At 37.8% G+C, this 17,483-nt stretch carries 15 protein-coding genes; 8 read left to right on the top strand and 7 right to left on the bottom strand.

What is annotated here, in order from left to right; all coding sequences use genetic code 11:
* The first annotated feature begins 126 nt into the window (after nucleotides 1–126).
* Both ADIARSV_RS16430 and ADIARSV_RS16425 read left to right on the top strand, forming a co-directional pair.
* Complete coding sequence (locus ADIARSV_RS16430) at nucleotides 127–984, top strand: NAD(P)-dependent oxidoreductase (RefSeq protein WP_016196759.1); 858 nt, start codon at nucleotides 127–129, stop codon at nucleotides 982–984.
* A gap of 409 nt (nucleotides 985–1,393) precedes the next feature.
* Nucleotides 1,394–2,764: a mercuric reductase gene (locus ADIARSV_RS16425; protein WP_016196758.1), complete on the top strand. Its 1,371-nt coding sequence runs from the start codon at nucleotides 1,394–1,396 to the stop codon at nucleotides 2,762–2,764.
* Nucleotides 2,765–2,942: 178 nt separating this feature from the next.
* Here the strand turns inward: ADIARSV_RS16425 and ADIARSV_RS16420 are convergent, their stop codons facing one another.
* The 3 genes from ADIARSV_RS16420 to ADIARSV_RS16410 all read right to left on the bottom strand — a co-directional run bounded on the left by ADIARSV_RS16420 (nucleotide 2,943) and on the right by ADIARSV_RS16410 (nucleotide 6,829).
* A complete protein-coding gene (locus ADIARSV_RS16420; RefSeq protein WP_016196757.1) occupies nucleotides 2,943–4,505 on the bottom strand; it encodes an ABC transporter permease/substrate-binding protein in 1,563 nt (520 codons plus the stop codon).
* Nucleotides 4,505–5,467, bottom strand: a complete 963-nt coding sequence (locus ADIARSV_RS16415; protein ID WP_040300432.1) for an ABC transporter ATP-binding protein — start codon at nucleotides 5,465–5,467, stop codon at nucleotides 4,505–4,507. The genes ADIARSV_RS16420 and ADIARSV_RS16415 overlap by 1 nt, the downstream gene beginning before the upstream one ends.
* 270 nt (nucleotides 5,468–5,737) lie before the next feature.
* Nucleotides 5,738–6,829 carry an AI-2E family transporter gene (locus ADIARSV_RS16410; RefSeq protein WP_040300431.1) on the bottom strand — a complete coding sequence of 364 codons (1,092 nt, stop codon included), beginning with the start codon at nucleotides 6,827–6,829 and terminating at the stop codon, nucleotides 5,738–5,740.
* Nucleotides 6,830–6,933: 104 nt separating this feature from the next.
* On the opposite strand from ADIARSV_RS16410, the gene ADIARSV_RS16405 reads away from it, so the two are divergent.
* Together ADIARSV_RS16405 and ADIARSV_RS16400 are read left to right on the top strand one after the other, a co-directional pair.
* Nucleotides 6,934–7,425, top strand: coding sequence for a hypothetical protein (locus tag ADIARSV_RS16405; protein ID WP_152439929.1), 492 nt, complete (start codon nucleotides 6,934–6,936; stop codon nucleotides 7,423–7,425).
* A gap of 115 nt (nucleotides 7,426–7,540) precedes the next feature.
* Nucleotides 7,541–7,726 carry a hypothetical protein gene (locus ADIARSV_RS16400; RefSeq protein ID WP_040300428.1) on the top strand — a complete coding sequence of 62 codons (186 nt, stop codon included), beginning with the start codon at nucleotides 7,541–7,543 and terminating at the stop codon, nucleotides 7,724–7,726.
* Between the two features lie 56 nt (nucleotides 7,727–7,782).
* On the opposite strand, the gene ADIARSV_RS16395 is transcribed toward ADIARSV_RS16400, so the two are convergent.
* The gene (locus tag ADIARSV_RS16395; RefSeq protein WP_016196751.1) at nucleotides 7,783–8,427 is read right to left on the bottom strand and encodes a Pr6Pr family membrane protein; all 645 of its coding nucleotides are present in this window, start codon (nucleotides 8,425–8,427) and stop codon (nucleotides 7,783–7,785) included.
* An 879-nt stretch (nucleotides 8,428–9,306) separates the two neighbouring features.
* On the opposite strand from ADIARSV_RS16395, the gene ADIARSV_RS16390 reads away from it, so the two are divergent.
* Together ADIARSV_RS16390 and ADIARSV_RS16385 are read left to right on the top strand one after the other, a co-directional pair.
* The gene (locus tag ADIARSV_RS16390; protein WP_040300427.1) at nucleotides 9,307–10,887 is read left to right on the top strand and encodes a Na+/H+ antiporter; all 1,581 of its coding nucleotides are present in this window, start codon (nucleotides 9,307–9,309) and stop codon (nucleotides 10,885–10,887) included.
* A gap of 7 nt (nucleotides 10,888–10,894) precedes the next feature.
* Nucleotides 10,895–11,365: a TspO/MBR family protein gene (locus ADIARSV_RS16385; protein WP_016196748.1), complete on the top strand. Its 471-nt coding sequence runs from the start codon at nucleotides 10,895–10,897 to the stop codon at nucleotides 11,363–11,365.
* Here ADIARSV_RS16385 and ADIARSV_RS21645 read toward each other — a convergent pair.
* The 3 genes from ADIARSV_RS21645 to ADIARSV_RS16375 form a co-directional block, all read right to left on the bottom strand.
* Nucleotides 11,328–11,597 carry a hypothetical protein gene (locus tag ADIARSV_RS21645; protein WP_152439928.1) on the bottom strand — a complete coding sequence of 90 codons (270 nt, stop codon included), beginning with the start codon at nucleotides 11,595–11,597 and terminating at the stop codon, nucleotides 11,328–11,330. The genes ADIARSV_RS16385 and ADIARSV_RS21645 overlap by 38 nt on opposite strands.
* A gap of 288 nt (nucleotides 11,598–11,885) precedes the next feature.
* The gene (locus ADIARSV_RS16380) at nucleotides 11,886–13,415 is read right to left on the bottom strand and encodes a choice-of-anchor I family protein (protein ID WP_016196746.1); all 1,530 of its coding nucleotides are present in this window, start codon (nucleotides 13,413–13,415) and stop codon (nucleotides 11,886–11,888) included.
* A 117-nt stretch (nucleotides 13,416–13,532) separates the two neighbouring features.
* The gene (locus ADIARSV_RS16375) at nucleotides 13,533–14,645 is read right to left on the bottom strand and encodes a metallophosphoesterase (protein ID WP_016196745.1); all 1,113 of its coding nucleotides are present in this window, start codon (nucleotides 14,643–14,645) and stop codon (nucleotides 13,533–13,535) included.
* A 477-nt stretch (nucleotides 14,646–15,122) separates the two neighbouring features.
* Here ADIARSV_RS16375 and ADIARSV_RS16370 point away from each other — a divergent pair, with 477 nt between their 5' ends.
* Together ADIARSV_RS16370 and ADIARSV_RS16365 are read left to right on the top strand one after the other, a co-directional pair.
* Nucleotides 15,123–15,722: a hypothetical protein gene (locus tag ADIARSV_RS16370; RefSeq protein ID WP_016196743.1), complete on the top strand. Its 600-nt coding sequence runs from the start codon at nucleotides 15,123–15,125 to the stop codon at nucleotides 15,720–15,722.
* Between the two features lie 227 nt (nucleotides 15,723–15,949).
* Nucleotides 15,950–17,152: a hypothetical protein gene (locus ADIARSV_RS16365; protein ID WP_016196742.1), complete on the top strand. Its 1,203-nt coding sequence runs from the start codon at nucleotides 15,950–15,952 to the stop codon at nucleotides 17,150–17,152.
* The last annotated feature ends 331 nt before the right edge of the window (nucleotides 17,153–17,483 follow it).

Below are 17,483 nucleotides of genomic sequence, written 5' to 3'. Positions count from 1 at the left end.
GATTTATTTTAAGAAATTAATTATGAGCTAGATGGAAAATATTTTAAAAAACAGGGGTTATTAGTACCTCCCTTAAGTTGATTAGAGATGATCAGATTGCGTATTTAAATTAACAGATCAACATAAATGAATACAACTAAAATAGGCTTTATCGGCCTTGGGATAATGGGTATGCCTATGGCCTTAAATTTAATAAAAGCAGGTTTCCCGGTAACCATTTACAATAGAACTAAGGCAAAAGAAGAAGTCTTGAAAGCGGAGGGAGCATTAGTAGCTTCTTCACCCGCTGCTTTAATGCAGGAAAATGAGGTAATCATTATTATGGTAACTGATGATGAAGCAATCAAACACCTGTTTACAGATGAAAATGGTCTCCTTTCTGCAAAAGTATCTGCTAAAACTATTGTGAATATGAGCACCGTTTCTCCTGGAATTAGTAGAGAAATGGCTGGTTTATGCAAACAACAGGGGAATGAATACATCGATGCACCCGTGTCAGGTAGTGTTAAACAAGCTGAAAGCGGCCAGTTGGTTATTATGGTTGGGGGAGAAAGGAGTGCATTTGGACAAGTTAAACCTATTCTGGATTACCTGGGTAAACTGACCCTTTTTGTCGGCAGTCATGGTGCGGGCAATACCGCTAAACTGGCTATCAATGCCTTATTAGCGATTCAGGCACAGGGACTTGCTGAGGCTACAGTGTTTGCCCGTGATAAGGGAATTGAATTGGAGGATCTGTTTGAGATGATCAATAATAGTGCAATAGGCAATACTTTTATAAAAATTAAGAGTAGTCTGATTCTTGAAGAAAATTATAAACCTGCCTTTGCTTTAAAGAACATCGTAAAAGATTTGCGTCTGGCTAAAGCAGAAGGTCTTGATTCTCCTTTGGCTAATGCCGCTTATGACACTTTTCAACAGGCAGAACCTACTTATGGTGAGGAAGATATTATTGCGGTAATCAAACAGGTTGACCATCTTTAAATTAAAGTTTTGGCTTAACTATTTTAAATTTAAGTTTTGACCGCATGTCTGAAAATTGAGGTTCTTACATTAAAATATTAACATCAGTCTGAAAGAAATATTTTTAGACTGATGTTCTTACATGTGAAATATGTAATTAAAGTTCTTGCAGAAATTCTATAAAATTAGGTTCTAAAATGAAATATTCAATTAAAGTTCTGACAGAATAACTATAAATTGAGGTTCTTACAATAAAATATTTAAATTAAGGATCTAGCATTAATTAAAAACATAACAGCTGATAATTGTTATTTCATGCATGATCCACATTAATATGAAACACAGATGTGAATGTTCTAACTTCTTATAAGGCTTATAAAATACCGGCTACCTGTTTTTATAAGCTCCAATATTCCTAATTATCAGAAAAATGAAAACGTACGATGCTATTATTATAGGTTCAGGTCAGGGTGGTACTCCATTAGCGAAGAAGCTGGCAAAGGCTGGATGGAAAACAGCTCTTATTGAAAAGCAATATATAGGTGGGACTTGTGTCAATGTAGGTTGTACACCTACTAAAACTATGATTGCATCTGCAAAAACAATCTATACCATTACGCAGGCGCACACACTAGGAGTGGAGGCAGAGTTAAAAAGCGTCGACATTGCTACTATTCTTAAAAGGAAATCAGATGTAGTTGATCTTTTTAGGGATGGTTCTCAAAAGGGAGTAGAAGAGACAGAGAATCTGGAATTATTATGGGGAAAGGCTGCTTTTACGGGTAAAAATGAATTACAGGTTATGCTGAATAGTGGTGGTTCAGAAATAATATCAGCCCCCAGGATTATTATTTCTGCTGGTGCTCATGCTGCTATTCCTAAGATTCCGGGAATTGAAGATAGTGGTTATTTAACTTCTGCCTCTCTCATGGAACTAACGGAAATACCTAAACATCTATTGATTATTGGAGCCGGATACATTGCTCTTGAATTTGGTCAGATGTATCGGCGATTTGGATCTCAGGTGACTATAGTAGAGCAAGGGGAACGTATTCTGGTTAAAGAAGATGAGGATGTAAGTCATACTGTTCTTGAATTTCTACAGCAGGAAGGGATACGGGTAATTTGCAAGTCTGGAGTAACCAAAATAGATAATCAGGAAGATTACCTCCTGGTATCGCTAAAAGATGGTCAGGAACTGCCGGTTAGTCACCTTTTAGTTGCTGCTGGTAGAACTCCTAATACATCAGACCTCAACCTGGAAAAGGCAGGTGTAATAGTAACTAAAAAAGGACATATTCAGGTTAATGAGTTTTTAGAAACATCAGCAGAGGGAATATACGCTATTGGTGATATTAAAGGAGGGCCTCAGTTTACTCATATTGCTTATAACGATTACATCATACTTGCGCAGAACCTGTTGGCAAATAAACAGATTACAACCGACCGGATCGTGCCCTACTGTATGTTTACTGATCCACAATTAGGGCGGGTAGGTATAACAGAAACAGAAGCTCAGAATAAAGGACTGAATATTAAAGTAGCTTGTCTGCCAATGTCTAAAGTTGCCCGTGCCATTGAAGTGGGGGATCAAAGAGGTTTTATGAAAGCGGTGGTAGATGCCGACAGCGGACAGATTCTTGGTGCTGCAATTATTGCAGAGGATGGAGGGGAAATCATGTCTGTACTGCAAATGGCGATGCTTGGTAGAATTCCCCATCAGCAAATCCGAAAGATGATCTTTGCCCATCCATTGTACTCAGAGTCACTAAATAATCTATTTTTAACGCTTGAAAAGTAGATTAATCACTCTTTTTATGAACTGCATTTAATTATTCAAATCATATTGCCATTCAGTTCTTTGTGAATATATGCATTAATGCAGTCTTTATAATTTTTCTTTTTCAATTCATTTTGTTCTTCATAAAGGCACTATATGCGTAATGTAACTTGTTGACCGATTTATTATTTCATAATTTTTAATGATCCAGATATCGCTTTAAATCTGATATGGATTGGATCTGTAATTCGGAGGATTGCTGACGGCGCATCATCAGGGCATACGTGTTGTTAAACCCAATTGGCTTCAACCATTTCATCTGAAACGTTTTTCCAAACTCCTTTTTCACAAAGTCATACGTACTGTCGTTACTTTTAGTCACCCTGTTCAGCGTTTGTTTTGAAGGGTGCAGCAATACTAGCAGACCTGTTCCCGTATATTCCGGATAAAAGTCTATTTCATTATTTTTCAATGCGTTAAAGCAGATTTGAGTTCCTCCTAAGCCAGTCTTGGAAGAAACATTTAAGCGGGTATTTCCCCTGATCAGCATCCCATACATGGATGCAAGAATATATTGTTCGCCAAAGATCTTGGAGCCAATCCGTACCGTTTGAGAACCGGCAGGTAAAGGTTCCTTCCATAGTTTAGCTTTGACCAGAAAATCTTTAGCTACCTGTTGAGGGGATTGATGAAGGTAGTCTACCCGATAATTCAGGTCAGTCATGGTCGAATCATTGATTCTTCCGGCAAGTAAGTTTAACACCCCTTCTAACTCCGGAAACTTGATTAAGGCCTCATTCCGAACCAGAGGAGCGGCATAATAAGGAGGGAAGATCTTTTTATCATCTTTTAAAATGATCAGGTTGTAGGCCTTTAATCGGCCATCTGTTCCATAACCACTAATTACATCCAGTTTTTTATCAAAAGCAGCCTTGTACATCACTGCATCACTGATTACAACTGGTTTAATATCCAGGTTGTAAATAGATTTTAAGCCTAGATCACCATCCGTTCTTCCCATAAATTCAGGTGTAAAACCTGCTTTTAACTTAAGATCCTTAGTTCCCGAGAAGAAATAGGATGAAGCGGCAGCAATGCAGATCAGCGGAATCAGCCAAAGGGCAAACCTTAACTTTTTTAAATCGATATGCTGTACCAGCGAAAGCAGGAAATCGAGTAAAATGGCCAGCAGGGCAGAAGGAATAGCGCCTGCAAGGATCATATTGACATTATTCAGTGCGATCCCTCCAAAGATAAACTCGCCTAATCCACCTGCGGCAATGTAGGCAGCCAGTGTGGCAACCCCTACATTAATCACCGTGGCCGTACGAATTCCCGCCATGATTACCGGGAAGGCAAGGGGGAGTTCAATTTTCCACAATACCTGCCAATGGTTCATGCCCATAGCTACAGCGGCCTCTCTTATATTCGGATCAATTCCCGTAATGCCTGTATAGGTGTTCCTTATAATGGGTAACAGGGCGTAAAGGAATAAGGCAGTAATGGCAGGCAACCAGCCGATACCCAATAAAGGGATCATAAATCCTAGTAAGGCAATGCTGGGAATCGTTTGCAATACCCCGCTAATACCTAAAATAAATGGAGATGCAGTGGGTTTCCTTGCGATCCAGATTCCTAAAGGAAGAGCGATTAAAAGGGCCAAAAATAAGGATATGAATGTCAGGCCAATATGTTCCAGTGTTTGCTGAATTAACTTATCATGCTGCTGAGTCATGAATTGCCAAAGGTTTTGTTGTTCCATCAGGCAATCGTGTTTTTATAGGTAGTAAATGCGTGTAATAATGCGCCGTGATCGGCATACTTCTGCCTTCCGCCTGAATCTTTAATGACCAGTAAGGATTTCCCAGCGGTATTCAGCTTCTCAAAAGCCTGCCACAGTTTCTCATCAGGGGATACCGAAATAAGGTTTTGTACAAAAGTATGTGTCTCAGGCAGCCAGCGGAAAAGCTTATGCAGTGTCGTATTTTGATACTCCAGCAGCAGTTGTTGCTCTTTAAAAAAGCCGGAAACAAAAGCAGAGGCAGGTTTAAATAAGAGTTCTTCCGGATTCCCTTGCTGTATAATCTCACCCTTATCCATCAGGCAGATTATATCACCTAACTCAAAAGCCTCCTGCACATCATGGGTGACCAGAACAATTGTTTTGTCTTTAAACTCATCCAACTGGGCGATATCCTTTTTAATGCTTGCACGGGTTATGGGATCAAGTGCCCCAAAAGGTTCGTCCATTAATAGTATGGAAGGTTCTGCAGCAAGCGCTCTTGCCAGTCCTACTCGTTGTTGCTGACCTCCACTCAGTTGATGCGGGTAAATAGAGTAATGTTTGTCCGGTGACAGATGAAGTTTTTCCAACAACTCCAAACATCTCCGCCTGATTTTATCCTTATCCCAACCCAGTAAACGAGGGACTACAGCAATATTCTCCGCTATGGTAAAATGAGGAAAAAGGGCAATGTTCTGTAAGACATAACCCGTTTTCTTTCGATAAACCTCAGGTTTCATTTTGCGCGTACTGACCTCATCCAACCATACTTCACCACTGTCAGGATGAATCAGATCGTTGATCATTTTGAGTGTAGTGGTCTTACCACAGCCACTGGTACCCAATAAGACCATGTTTTGTCCTTTTTTTATGGTAAAAGAAATATCCGATACAGCAGGAATCTTATTGTAAAGTTTGGTAAGCTTTTCTACTCTGATCATTTCAATCGCTTTCAAGGTATAACCTAAAGTAACGATTAATGTTGGAAAGATTAAAAGAAGTAGTAAGATACACTATTTTAGGCACCTGTTGCCTCAAATGAATATATCCAGTTGAGACTTAGAATTTAGGCATCAAATTAATGCATTGAAAGAACCCTTGAAAATGAATGCATATGCTAAACTTAACTAGCACTCCATGCATCCCAAATCACTGTAGATCTTGGGCGGAATAAAACAGGCATATAGCATCATCCCTGAAACAAAAAAGCTTTAAGTATCAGTCTCTTCTAAAGATTCTTTATGATCCTCATCACCGAGAATAATGCCCCATGACTTGAGACTTTCCACCCTGTCAAAGATGATTTTTAGCACAGCGATCACCGGTATAGATAAAAACATACCAGGTATTCCCCAGATCATCTCGCCGATAATTACCCCTAGAACAGTAATCAGGGCATTAATTCGAACCTTGGAACCAACCACCAGGGGTAATAATATATTGCTGTCTATCAGGTGAACAACCACCAGTATAATAATCACTATAATCACTTTACTCATTACAGCCGCTGTGGCAAAAGTAATTAGCGTACTTAGTACAAGTGCAGTAAAGATCCCAATGTAGGGGATTATATTAAATAATCCGGTGATGAGGCCCAACAATATAGCATATTTTATTCCTAATGCCCAGAAAGCCAGACATACAACAGCCGCAACTATAGCCATTTCTATCAGTAACCCGACAATGTATTTCCTGATAATATACTGAACCTGTTCAATAATATCGTGAACTAGTGCTGTGTTTTCATCCAGAAAAACAGAGGTTAGGAATTTCTTAATCAGCCTGCGGTATAATAAAAAGAAAAAGGTATAAATAAAAGTAAAGACCAAAAATAGCATCATGGAAGATAACGACAAAAGCGTCGCTCCAATAACTACTGTTCCTGAGGCCATTACTTTGGTGGTAGCAGTATGCAGATAAGTCAACTGCTTAGTCGAGTTTATATGAAAAGTCGTAGAGATCCAATTCTGAATAATGTTTATAGATGAATTTAACTGTTGCTGAAAAAGAGGCCAGTCATCAGCCAGATTAGAGATCTGCGAACCAATAATATATAAAATAAGGCTTAAAGAAGTCAGTAGAATCAAAACAGAAAGCATGGAAGCAGCACTTCTTGGAAGGCGTAATTTAAACTCAAAAAAAGAAGCTAACGGCAACAATAAAATAGAAAACAAACAAGAAAATATCAGCGGAGATAAAATTTCTTTAGCAATAATGACAATATAAAATAAAGCAATCAGGCTAAAAAGAACACAGGCTAGTTTAATATAAAAGGGAAGGTTTTTCGTTTGATTGAGATCCATTAAGTTAGGTCCGTTAATTATAACTACAGCAGCAACAGGGTTTTATGTTAATTGTTTACGCTTTAAATTTATTTTCAGGCATACTTATTGATAAGTTATGCCTTATGAAAAACATCTACCTAATTTTGCCATTTATGGCCTTTTTTATAACTACATCCTTTGCAAGGGACCGTATGGATTCAAATACGGATACCATTAAACTAGGCAAGGAATATCGAAAAGTATCCGCTGATATTGCAAGCTTACGTAATAAACTTGAAGATGCTAAAAATAAAATTCCATTGCTTGAGGCTAAAGCCCAACAAGCAGAAGCAAAATCGAAAGTAACTTTAGAAGAAAGTAGCAATCAGGCATCAAAAGCAACCTCAGGAAAACTCAAACAAGCAAAGAAAGCTGAAAAGCTAGCCAACAAAGCTAAAGATGCAACAGAAGACGCCAAGGATAATCGGGAAGAAGCAGATGATTTAAAGGACAAAGTAGAGCGGCTCACAAAAGATCTGGACAAAAAATACAAAAGACTCCAGGAGCTTGAAGAGCAAAAAGCCAGTCTTAAAAATGATCCCTCAACCAGTACATCGGCCGCTTCGACAAATTAATTTTTTGTGATTTTTTTAATGCTATGAATGAACCTAATGAAGACTATTCATCTTCATCTAATCTTCATATACACATTGCACCTTTGAATCAACAAATCACAAAACATAAATAATCATGAAAAGAACAATTTTAGCATTGGCATTAGTTGCAACAACAATGGGAGCATTTGCTCAATCACCAGCTACTACTACAAAACCAGCAACTGAAAAAACTGTAATGCATAAGAAACATGCAAAGAAAGTTGAAGCAAAAAAGAATGCTGCTGCAGCCCCTGCTGTAAAAGCTCCAACTAAGAAATAGTACCTATTGAAATACATGCCAGATGTATTATAAAAAAGGCCGGCCTGATTTATTTTTCAGGACGGCCTTTTTTTGTCTTTACTTATATAGTTTCCTGTTGCCACAAAAAGCATGGACAAAACAAAAAACCCTAGCGCAATACCTATTGAATTAATAAGCACGGTACCCAAGCCGAGCTGCGTTACGTTGATAAAAAAATAAGGATAAAATCCGGAAGCCATACCCCTAATCATTATAAAAAAAAGGTATAACAATGGATATGCTAACCATGAAAGCGTTTCTTTCCAATGTATATGGCATTTAAACACATAGATTACCCAGTAAATTAAAAATAATACCGGAATTACAGAATGCAATAACTCATCAACTATGCGTTGTAATCCATGCGGATTCCATTGAAATCTTAATATGGCATTGTAAATAATGCTAACAATCAAAATGTAAACAGTAAGTGCAGTACGTGTTTTATAGGAGATGAAAAATTTCCCTAAAGAAGATTCAGCATTTAATAAAGATAAAGTACAGCAGGTAGCAATAAGAATATTAGTAGTAAGCGTAAAATAGCTCATGTATCTGACTCCCAATTCTAAAGGAGAAATAGACTCATTTTGAAGGTTAATATAGTATTGAGTTATTAAGGCAAACCAACCTAATATGGCCATTAGGGAAAGAAAAGTTCTTTCAGCAACTGAATAGGGCATGAATAAAATTTAGTATGATCCGGTTTTAGCCCTTTTGATCACTGACACAATTAACAATTTCAGCTAATCAAAAGGGCTTTAAATAATGTGAATGGGTTTAAAATGAATAAATTAAATTACTTCTTCTTCTTGCTGGGCGATGTTTCGATCTTAGCAGATTTCCCAGACTGGTAATCAGACTGTTCCTTTTTCTCAGCCGACTTAGGCTCTTTTTTCTTGTCTCTACTCATGTTTTTTAATTTAAATGTTTAGTTCTCAAAAACTTCTGCTTCATAACAGACTCAAGTTAAAAGCTTAGAATTTACCGTATCATTTAAGCGGATTATCTAAGTGAAAAGTAATTATCCAGGGCATTTGTCCCTTGTATTAAAGATAAGAATTTATATTTTACAAATCAATGGGCTCTTTGCAGGAAATCCAATAATTAAATGCGTTTTAAATAAATGTTACAATTAAATTCTGCTTTTCCCATACATTTCCAATAAAAACCCACATAATCCCTGTGCTCACAAGGGTTACCCGAATCTAATATGCTCCTGTTTTGTGAAAGGGAAAATGGAAAGACCGGAAAAATACATTTGCCCTGGATGATAGTGGATTTTAAGCTGCCATCCTAAGGTCAACTAGATATCAGATTAAGGTTTGATTACCCTTGACCCAAGGTTGATGCCACGGTGACGCCACAGTGAGGCCACGTTTTTACGGGAAAAGGTGGCCTCACTGTGGCGTCACCGTGGCATCACTGTGGCCTCACCGGTAATCTGATCCTAACCTGACCTTTAATTCTTATTATTCAGGACAGATAAAATAGACCTGTTTCCGTCCATTTAGTCAAAACCTAAAGTCTAAAGTAGCGTTTCAGCTATTAGATTTCGGACAATGGTAGATACATCCATTTTATATATATCCCTGATATTAGCGCTCTTACTACTGGTTATGTTATCCGATAAGCTTAAAGTGGCTTATCCTGTAATACTAGTATTAGGCGGACTGGCGCTGAGTTTTCTTCCCGGTTTGCCAAAAATGGAGATAAATCCGGAGCTGATGTTTATTATCTTCCTTCCTCCGCTGCTTTATGATGCGGCATGGTATGCCTCCTGGAAGAATCTGTGGCGTTGGAGAAGGGTGATCAGTGGATTCGCATTTCCGATAGTACTCATTACTTCATTGGTCATTGCGTTGGTATCAAGTGCCCTCATTCCTGGATTTACACTCGCACTGGGTTTTCTATTAGGAGGGATTATATCGCCACCCGATGCTGTATCGGCTACCTCTATTTTGAAACATGTGCAGATCCCCAAGCGGATTAATGTTGTGTTGGAAGGGGAGAGTCTGCTCAATGATGCATCCAGTTTAATTGTTTATCGCTTTGCGTTAGTCGCCGTAAGTTCAGGTACTTTTATATATTATGAGGCGGCACTGAGTTTCGTATGGGTGATTGTAATGGGTGTCCTGATTGGGGTTGCAATAGGAATGCTTTATTTCGCGGCACATAGATGGCTCCCCACGGATTCGAATATTGATATTATACTTACATTAACCACGCCGTATGTGATGTACCTGGTAGCAGAAAACTTTCATGTATCCGGGGTGATCGCTGTAGTAAGCGGGTCGTTGTTTTTATCCGAGCGAAGTCATAAATTTTTGAGTCACAGCAGCCGTTTACGGGCAACCAATGTATGGGCAGCCTTTGGATTTTTATTAAATGGGGTAGTCTTTTTATTAATTGGACTGGAGCTGCCGGTAATTGTCTCCCAATTAGGTCCTGTAAGTGTGGGTCAGGCCATCTATTATGGCTGTCTGATCACAGCGGTGCTGATTGTAACCCGGATTGTTTGTTCGTTAGGTGTATCCGCTTTTACGATGTTTATCAGTCGTTTTATTAAGACAGAAGACAACAGGCCGGGCTGGAAAGGACCGGTGATCATTGGTTGGGCAGGCATGCGTGGAGTGGTGTCCTTAGCTGCGGCATTATCTATTCCACTTGTTTTAAGTAATGGCACTTCTTTTCCGCAAAGAAATCTAATCCTTTTCATTACGTTTACAGTAATCTTACTCACGCTAGTTTTACATGGATTAACCCTTCCTTTAGTGATTAAATGGGTGAAAATGGACGATCCCGATCATTATATGCCCCCGGAAGAACAGGAGTTAATGATCAGGAAGAAACTAGCTGAAGTAAGTTTGAAATACTTGCATGAAGAACATGCCGAAATTTTGAGCAGCAACACACACTTGCAGCAATTAAAGGAAAGGCTGGATAGTGATATGTTATTGGTGGAATTCGATGGGACGGCGGAGCAAAAAGAATATCGCAAGGTCTATTTGCAGATCTTGAAGAAACAGAGAGTGACACTTTTAGAATTGAATAAGAGATTGGAAACAGATGAAGAAATAGTGAAAAAATATCAGGGTTTACTTGATCTGGAGGAAGAAAAAATTAAAACTATATTTCATTAAATATAATATGAAGGCTAAACGTTTTATTTCATTACTGCTGGCAAGTACTGCGCCATTATTTACGGGTATGGCGGCCTCTTTTTTTACGCAAAGCAGTATCCATACATGGTATCCTACGTTGAATAAACCATTTTTCAATCCACCTAATGGTGTCTTTGCCCCGGTATGGATTATTTTATACATCATCATGGGAATCAGCGGGTATGCTATATGGAAGTTAAAGAGCCAGACGAACCATCAGGCTAAACAATACTTTGTCATTCAGCTGATTCTGAACTTTTGCTGGAGTTTCTTTTTCTTTTATATGCAGAGTCCGGCAACCGCTTTAGTTAATATTATTCTCTTGTGGTTAAGCATTATTATCTGGATTCGTGTTTCCTACGGGTTACGCCCCTGGATTGGTCTGATTCAGATTCCTTACTTTCTATGGGTAACTTTTGCTATGGCATTAAATGCGGCAATTTTTCATCTGAATTAGGATCAGTACTTTGATTTTTAGGTTTGTCACGATAGCCCCATTCTTCATCTTCACCTAATTCGGGATACGGCTTGCGGTTATCTTTTAGTACAGTGAATATAAGCCAGATCATGAGAAATGGAGAAGTCAAAAATAGGTAGGAGAGGATGGTGATCGAGATGCCTGTTTGGAATAGGATCACGTATACGATTAGATATAGCGTTGCTACAATTACGGCTGATGTTGCTTTCATAAGTGTTATTCATAGGTGATGTAAGTAACACTACTGTTGGGTTTTATGTTTTGTTGAAATTTCCCCAATTGGATTAGGGGAAATGTTTATGCAGCTTATTGTAAGCAAGATCGCTCGTAATTAATTTTAACAAGTGGATCTAACATAAAAAAGGCAGGAAAAATTAATTTCCTGCCAGTGTATTGTATTTTTTAGGCTTTGCTTTATATAGAATGTAGCAATGAAATTCGGCCATCATTGAAAGGCTTGATTATTTCATTGTTAGCAACAAAAGGACTGAATATTTTTTCACAATATAGTATTTGGAGTGTACACTTTAATTACGCCATCACCTTCACTGCTGACCACTAATAGGCTTTTTTGAGTTGGGCTATCTTTGGCAGGAATAAATAGAACACCTTCGGGGGCGTCACCGCATTTAAGTAACTGTAGAAACATAGGTTTAGTAGGAGTTGATAGATCGTAAACCGCTACTGCATCCGCGCGTTCCATGCCTACGAAAGCTATTTTTTTAGACCCTACAGTTCCAATGGTGATTCCTTCAGGCTCTACACTTTTATCATCACTTCTGCCGTCATCATATACTGCGGCTGCAACACATTTGGCATCCAGTTCATTTTTACTGTCAAATACCTGGGTTCCATCATTACCATTCCAAACACTAAAGGAACGGGATCCCAGAGAATACAATTCGTCCATGTCGCCATCTCCGTCCGTATCGCCTAAAGTTGTGGTTACATTCAGTCTGCCTAAATTAGCATCCAATTTCAATGTGGCTGCATCAGGGAAAGCTGTAGCATCTAATTTTATACCACTATTTTTAACGCGTAGCATTTCTGTGAAGCCTTCGTATTCTCTGGAATCACCCTCATTTGCAGTAAATAAATAAGGGTTGCCATTATCTTCAAGCACGGCTATCCCATCAGGAAGGTACATTCCTTTCACGTTCCATTTGGCAGGTTTATATGTGGCATCTACGTCACTAGGATCTATTTCATTACCATCTGTGTTGTAATTTTTAAATCCTAATGGGAAGATGTTTGTGATGGTTTTGGAGACGATGTCTATTTTAGCAATAGCATTGTTCTCCTGAAGCGTTACCCATGCCGTTTTAGAATCGGCAGAGATAGTCACGTATTCAGGCTCGATGTCTTTTACGAAACTAAGACCGGGGCCAAATACGCGGAACCCTTTTAGCTTTAATGCCGGAAGCTGTGACTCCATAGAAGAGAAATCCAGCGTAGTAACGGCGTAATTGTTACTTACAGAGATGATGGACACCGTACCAGAAGGGTCGTTGGTATAAGCAGCATTAGGTTCGCCTTCGTTAGCAGATATAATGTACTTGCCATCCGCTGAAAAGGTTACCATATCAGGTAAAGCGCCTACTGTAATTTCAGCGATCTTGCTGTAGTCGCTAGTTTTAAACACAAGCACTTTACCATTTGCCTGTTTGTCTGTTGATTGAATGGCAGCAGCAAGTTTTCCATCCGAAACGGAAAGGCTATTTACTGCTCCACCAAAAGGCAACATGGCTATTGAGCCAATGGATTTCATGGCTGAAGGATTGGAGAAATCGATCACTTCGATTTGATTTAATTGATTTGCCAAACCTTCGTTTTCGTTTCTAACGACGAAGAGTCTGTTTGTTGAGGGGTCAAATGCACTGATCTCTGCTGCACCGGTTCCTCCAACATCAAAAGATCCGCTTTCAGCAAATGTGGAAGCATCTTCATTGATTATAGGTTCAGTCTGTTTGTCTTTTTTGCAACCACATAGAGCAATTAGCAGGAAGCAGGATAGTAAAGTTTTCTTCATTATTTGTGGATTTAACCACGAAGCTATTCCTATAAAATTATCAAAATTTTAGTTTTATGTTATGTTATTGTTAAGATGAATGTAGTTTGCAGTGCTGTTTAGGGTAGCTCATTAATGCTACTTTGAGATTTGATTGATATTAGTTGAATCAAGAAGTTCTTCCACATTGCTTTCTTCCAGTATAATACGTTTGGTGTGATCGTTTTCTTCGGATTTCCATTTAATGAGTCTGATTTTACCGCCTTCTATTTCTATGCCGGTAATATCGCCGTCACTAAAACAGCAGCAACCGGTATTAAAATAGGTGTTTTTGGAATATGCAAGACGGGGGGATGTTTCTCCGCTAAATTTTCCGGCTGCTAGTTCGGCCTCTATTTGCTGAATTTCTTGTTGGTTATTGTTTAGCCTGGCGGTTTCTAATCGCATATACAGGCGCTCCAAATGTGTAAGGGAATTAAATACGGGCTGGTGTGTGTGACCTGTGATGAGAACCAGATTGGACTGTTTAGCGGTCCAGTTGTACATCATCATATTGTGCTCTGATTTAAGCTGACTATTATAAGCCGGTGTATTCGGATTGATGCGCAGGTAGGATTGGAACGGAGCCCAAATAGTGGATACAAACCATTTACTGAACCAGTTGCCATCACTTTGTAGATCCCCCTGATGTCCGTGGGTTAGGAATATGGAGAGAGGGGTGTTTTTTAGTACCATTCGTAAAATTACCCCTTCGTATATTTTTATTTTTTGGCCATAAACCTTTTCGAGGGTTAAAGGAGCGAGAGGGTCGTTGTCCCAGTATAAGTCGTGATTGCCAAAGACTTTTATAAAGGCATTGCGTTGTGAAAACAGGTGTTCCTGATCGAAGGTGGCGGTATTGCTTTTGAGCACTCCGGTAAGTGTGTTTTTCCACAGTTCTTCACTGTCGCCTAAATTGCAGTATAAATAGTTTTCTTGGTTATAGTAGTTGAGGGCAGCGAGGTAGTTCTTTTCTGAGCGTGCAAAGTCGTCATTGAAATTGCGGGAACCTTTATGTTGATCGGAGAAGATGACTAGTTTAGAGGTGTTGTCAAAGTCGATGATTAAGCCATGGTTGCCAGGTTTATTTTGAATTTTATTAAAAAGGGTGGTTAGGGCTTTATGTACGCGTTTTTGATCGGGCCGGGAGGAGAGTTTATTTGCCAGTCTGATTACTGGTTGGGAAAGGATTTTTTGTAGAAACGCACGCATGAGTAGTAAAGAGAAGTTTTGGGGATTTTGTTTAGGAATAAATAGAGGGCTGGGGTAGAGGTGGTTTTATTTTCAGGCTGGTGAGATTATTGAAATCAGGGTATAATGAATGTATACTATCGGCAAGGGAAGAGTTATTTTTTTATTATCTCATAAAAGAGTAGGTGATTAATTATTTGGGGTCGCAGATTTTGCTTTTTTTAACTTCGAACTGTCCAATTCGAAGAATACCTATTGATAGTCCTTTTTTTATAATTTTTATTATATAAAAAGTGTCTGGTTTCATCTAATTATTATTGCGGTTTAAAGGAAGGTTTAAATTATAATTTATTACACCCTTTAGTAATTGTGTTCAAATTGAAAATAATAGGCCTGTCAAAGTTGACTTCTCTTGATACAGTATATTCATCTAATCTTGGAAGAGAAAGTGCCATATCACTTAAGATAAATTATATCTTTATAAAAATAATTACTTGAATGAAAATAACTGACAGGTTTTCTTTCGGAAGATACCGAGGCTTAACAATATTGGAAGTTTATCAAGGCAAGCCCCGAATTGACAAGGAAATGCTCGAACAGTATTTCAATAGAAAGATTGAAGGAATTGATCCTAAATCTTATGGTCAAAATTTACTTAGAGAGGTATTAACTCTCGAGATAAGTGATACCTTAATTCGGGTGGTGCCATTTGGTCTTGCATTTAATAAGGATTATTCGGAAACTATAAACCTGATATTTAGTAGTTCTAACATTGCTTTCAACAGATCACTTGGCGAGTATACTCATTTTCAGGATTTTATTGGGTACAAATGGAGTAAGAATGGAATAAAAGAGATCTTAACGGCTGGTGGTTGTCCTGAGTATATAAATTGGTGTATCAACGAAATTGATGGCTTCTTTATAGATCCAAGTGAATTAATTACACTTGAAAGTTATCAAGTTTTTCGTTATACGGGGATCGAAGTTAAACAAAAAGTTGATGACATATATGTATATAAAGCGGTAAATTCACCATCCGAGTTTAATTTTCCTTTGACAACGATTCAAGCTAATGAACTTAATTCGGAAATGCAATAATTTTTAACGATAAATACTTTAAAAACATAGAAATTCCGTATACGATTTTTTTCTGCCTTTGCTTATATGTCAGGTAACTTATCGTTTTAAATATGGTTATTTTCACAACCAAGCACAGGCATGGGTAGCTATGATATTATCCTTCTTACGGAGCTGTCTCATACTTCATTATTCTTCTCCTGGCAAGAGATTGCTCAAATTTGAAGGTTAAAATGATATACTTGTAAATGAACTTGAAAAGCTATTATCCTCTTACTTATAACAATTTGACTTTTAAACCGATAAGAAGGAGCCAAGTATATGACTTTTTATGTAAAATCGAGCCAACCTCCGTTTATGAAAGAAATGAAGACCTCTATTACGAAACATTCGACAAAATTAGTTCTAGCCTTACTGACCAAGAGATAAACGATGTTTTAAATATTTACAGAACTTTTTATTTAAAGCGTAAGCAGCCCTCGGATGAAATAAGGACGCGACTGGAGAGGTTTCGCCACTTTTATATTAGTACATGGTTTAATTCATTTAATTTAACAGACGACTCGGCTATAATCCATGAGTTCATTAACAATCAAGTATTTTTTGATATTGAAGATGATGATTATTGGTCAAGATTTGATGATGATGATAACTATAATAATGTTAGTTCGAATAATGCTGTGTTATTGTTAGAGCGTTTTTCTCAATATCAGCAAAAGATTGTTTATGTACAATTTCATGATAAGCAAAAAGATAGTCTAATTATTAACGTTCAATTCTGTGATAAGGATGTACAGCTTTTTGTACTTAAGTTAAATATTTTCGCCAAGAACAGCGAAGGTCAATTAAGTAACAAGGAGAGTATGGAGCTTATGTATTTAGATCATGGCAGTGATTTTTTAAGGGAATGCGTTATTACTGACATTGTATTTGAATACTCAATACCTAACTACCAAGAAAATGACTTACGTTTTATTACTGAGGGAAAAAAAAGCATTGATTTTTTTTACAACATTAAGGTTTCTTATCCATTGAAACTCACAAAGGATGTTTTTTTTCTTAATTTGAAATTTAAGGATCTTCGTGGCAACGATTGTGAGTTAAATATTAGTAACCCTCCTGTTGTGTTGAAACAGGATGACAGCATGATTAGTAAGTTTTTCAATAACGGCATTACACCTATTTATACAATTCCGTTAACCATTTTTTCTATTGAAAAAGCACTCTCAAGTTTCGATTTTGAAGGAATTACCCTGTTTTCCGATCATGGTAGTACTTCGACACAATCTTTAATGCAAGCCAATCAAGAGAGTATTACACTTTTTATATCAGGAAGAATAGGGTTTGGAAGAAATTATAACAAGTACAAGATTTTTAAAATTATTTTGAGCTTTAAGAACAAGCTGTCAATCATAAGCTTTCATGATTTCCATTATGAGTACTTCGATTGAAGGTATAAATCTGAACCAAAACAAGAATTACCTCAAACAAAATAAATCGGATAATCGAAAAAATGATGACTGGAATCATAGGGATAGTAATAGGACGCATATTAGCAGTTGTTCCATTTCTGTGGAAAATATATGTAGCAAGGCCAGAGATTACAATTGAAATTATAAAAATTGGAGGTTCAAGCTCACCTAAAGGACTAAGTCAAAATAATAAAGTGGACGAAACATAATACGATTTTAAGAATAGGCTTTCATGAATCCGTTTTAACCGTTACACATTGTGTAAAATAACGATCGTTTTTGTGCACTTTCATTTCTTCCCTCCCCTCCC

Source organism: Arcticibacter svalbardensis MN12-7, from assembly GCF_000403135.1.
GTDB classification, from domain to species: Bacteria; Bacteroidota; Bacteroidia; order Sphingobacteriales; family Sphingobacteriaceae; genus Arcticibacter; species Arcticibacter svalbardensis.
Note: the sequence above shows the minus strand (reverse complement) of the source record. Positions and strands in the feature narration are given on the sequence as shown.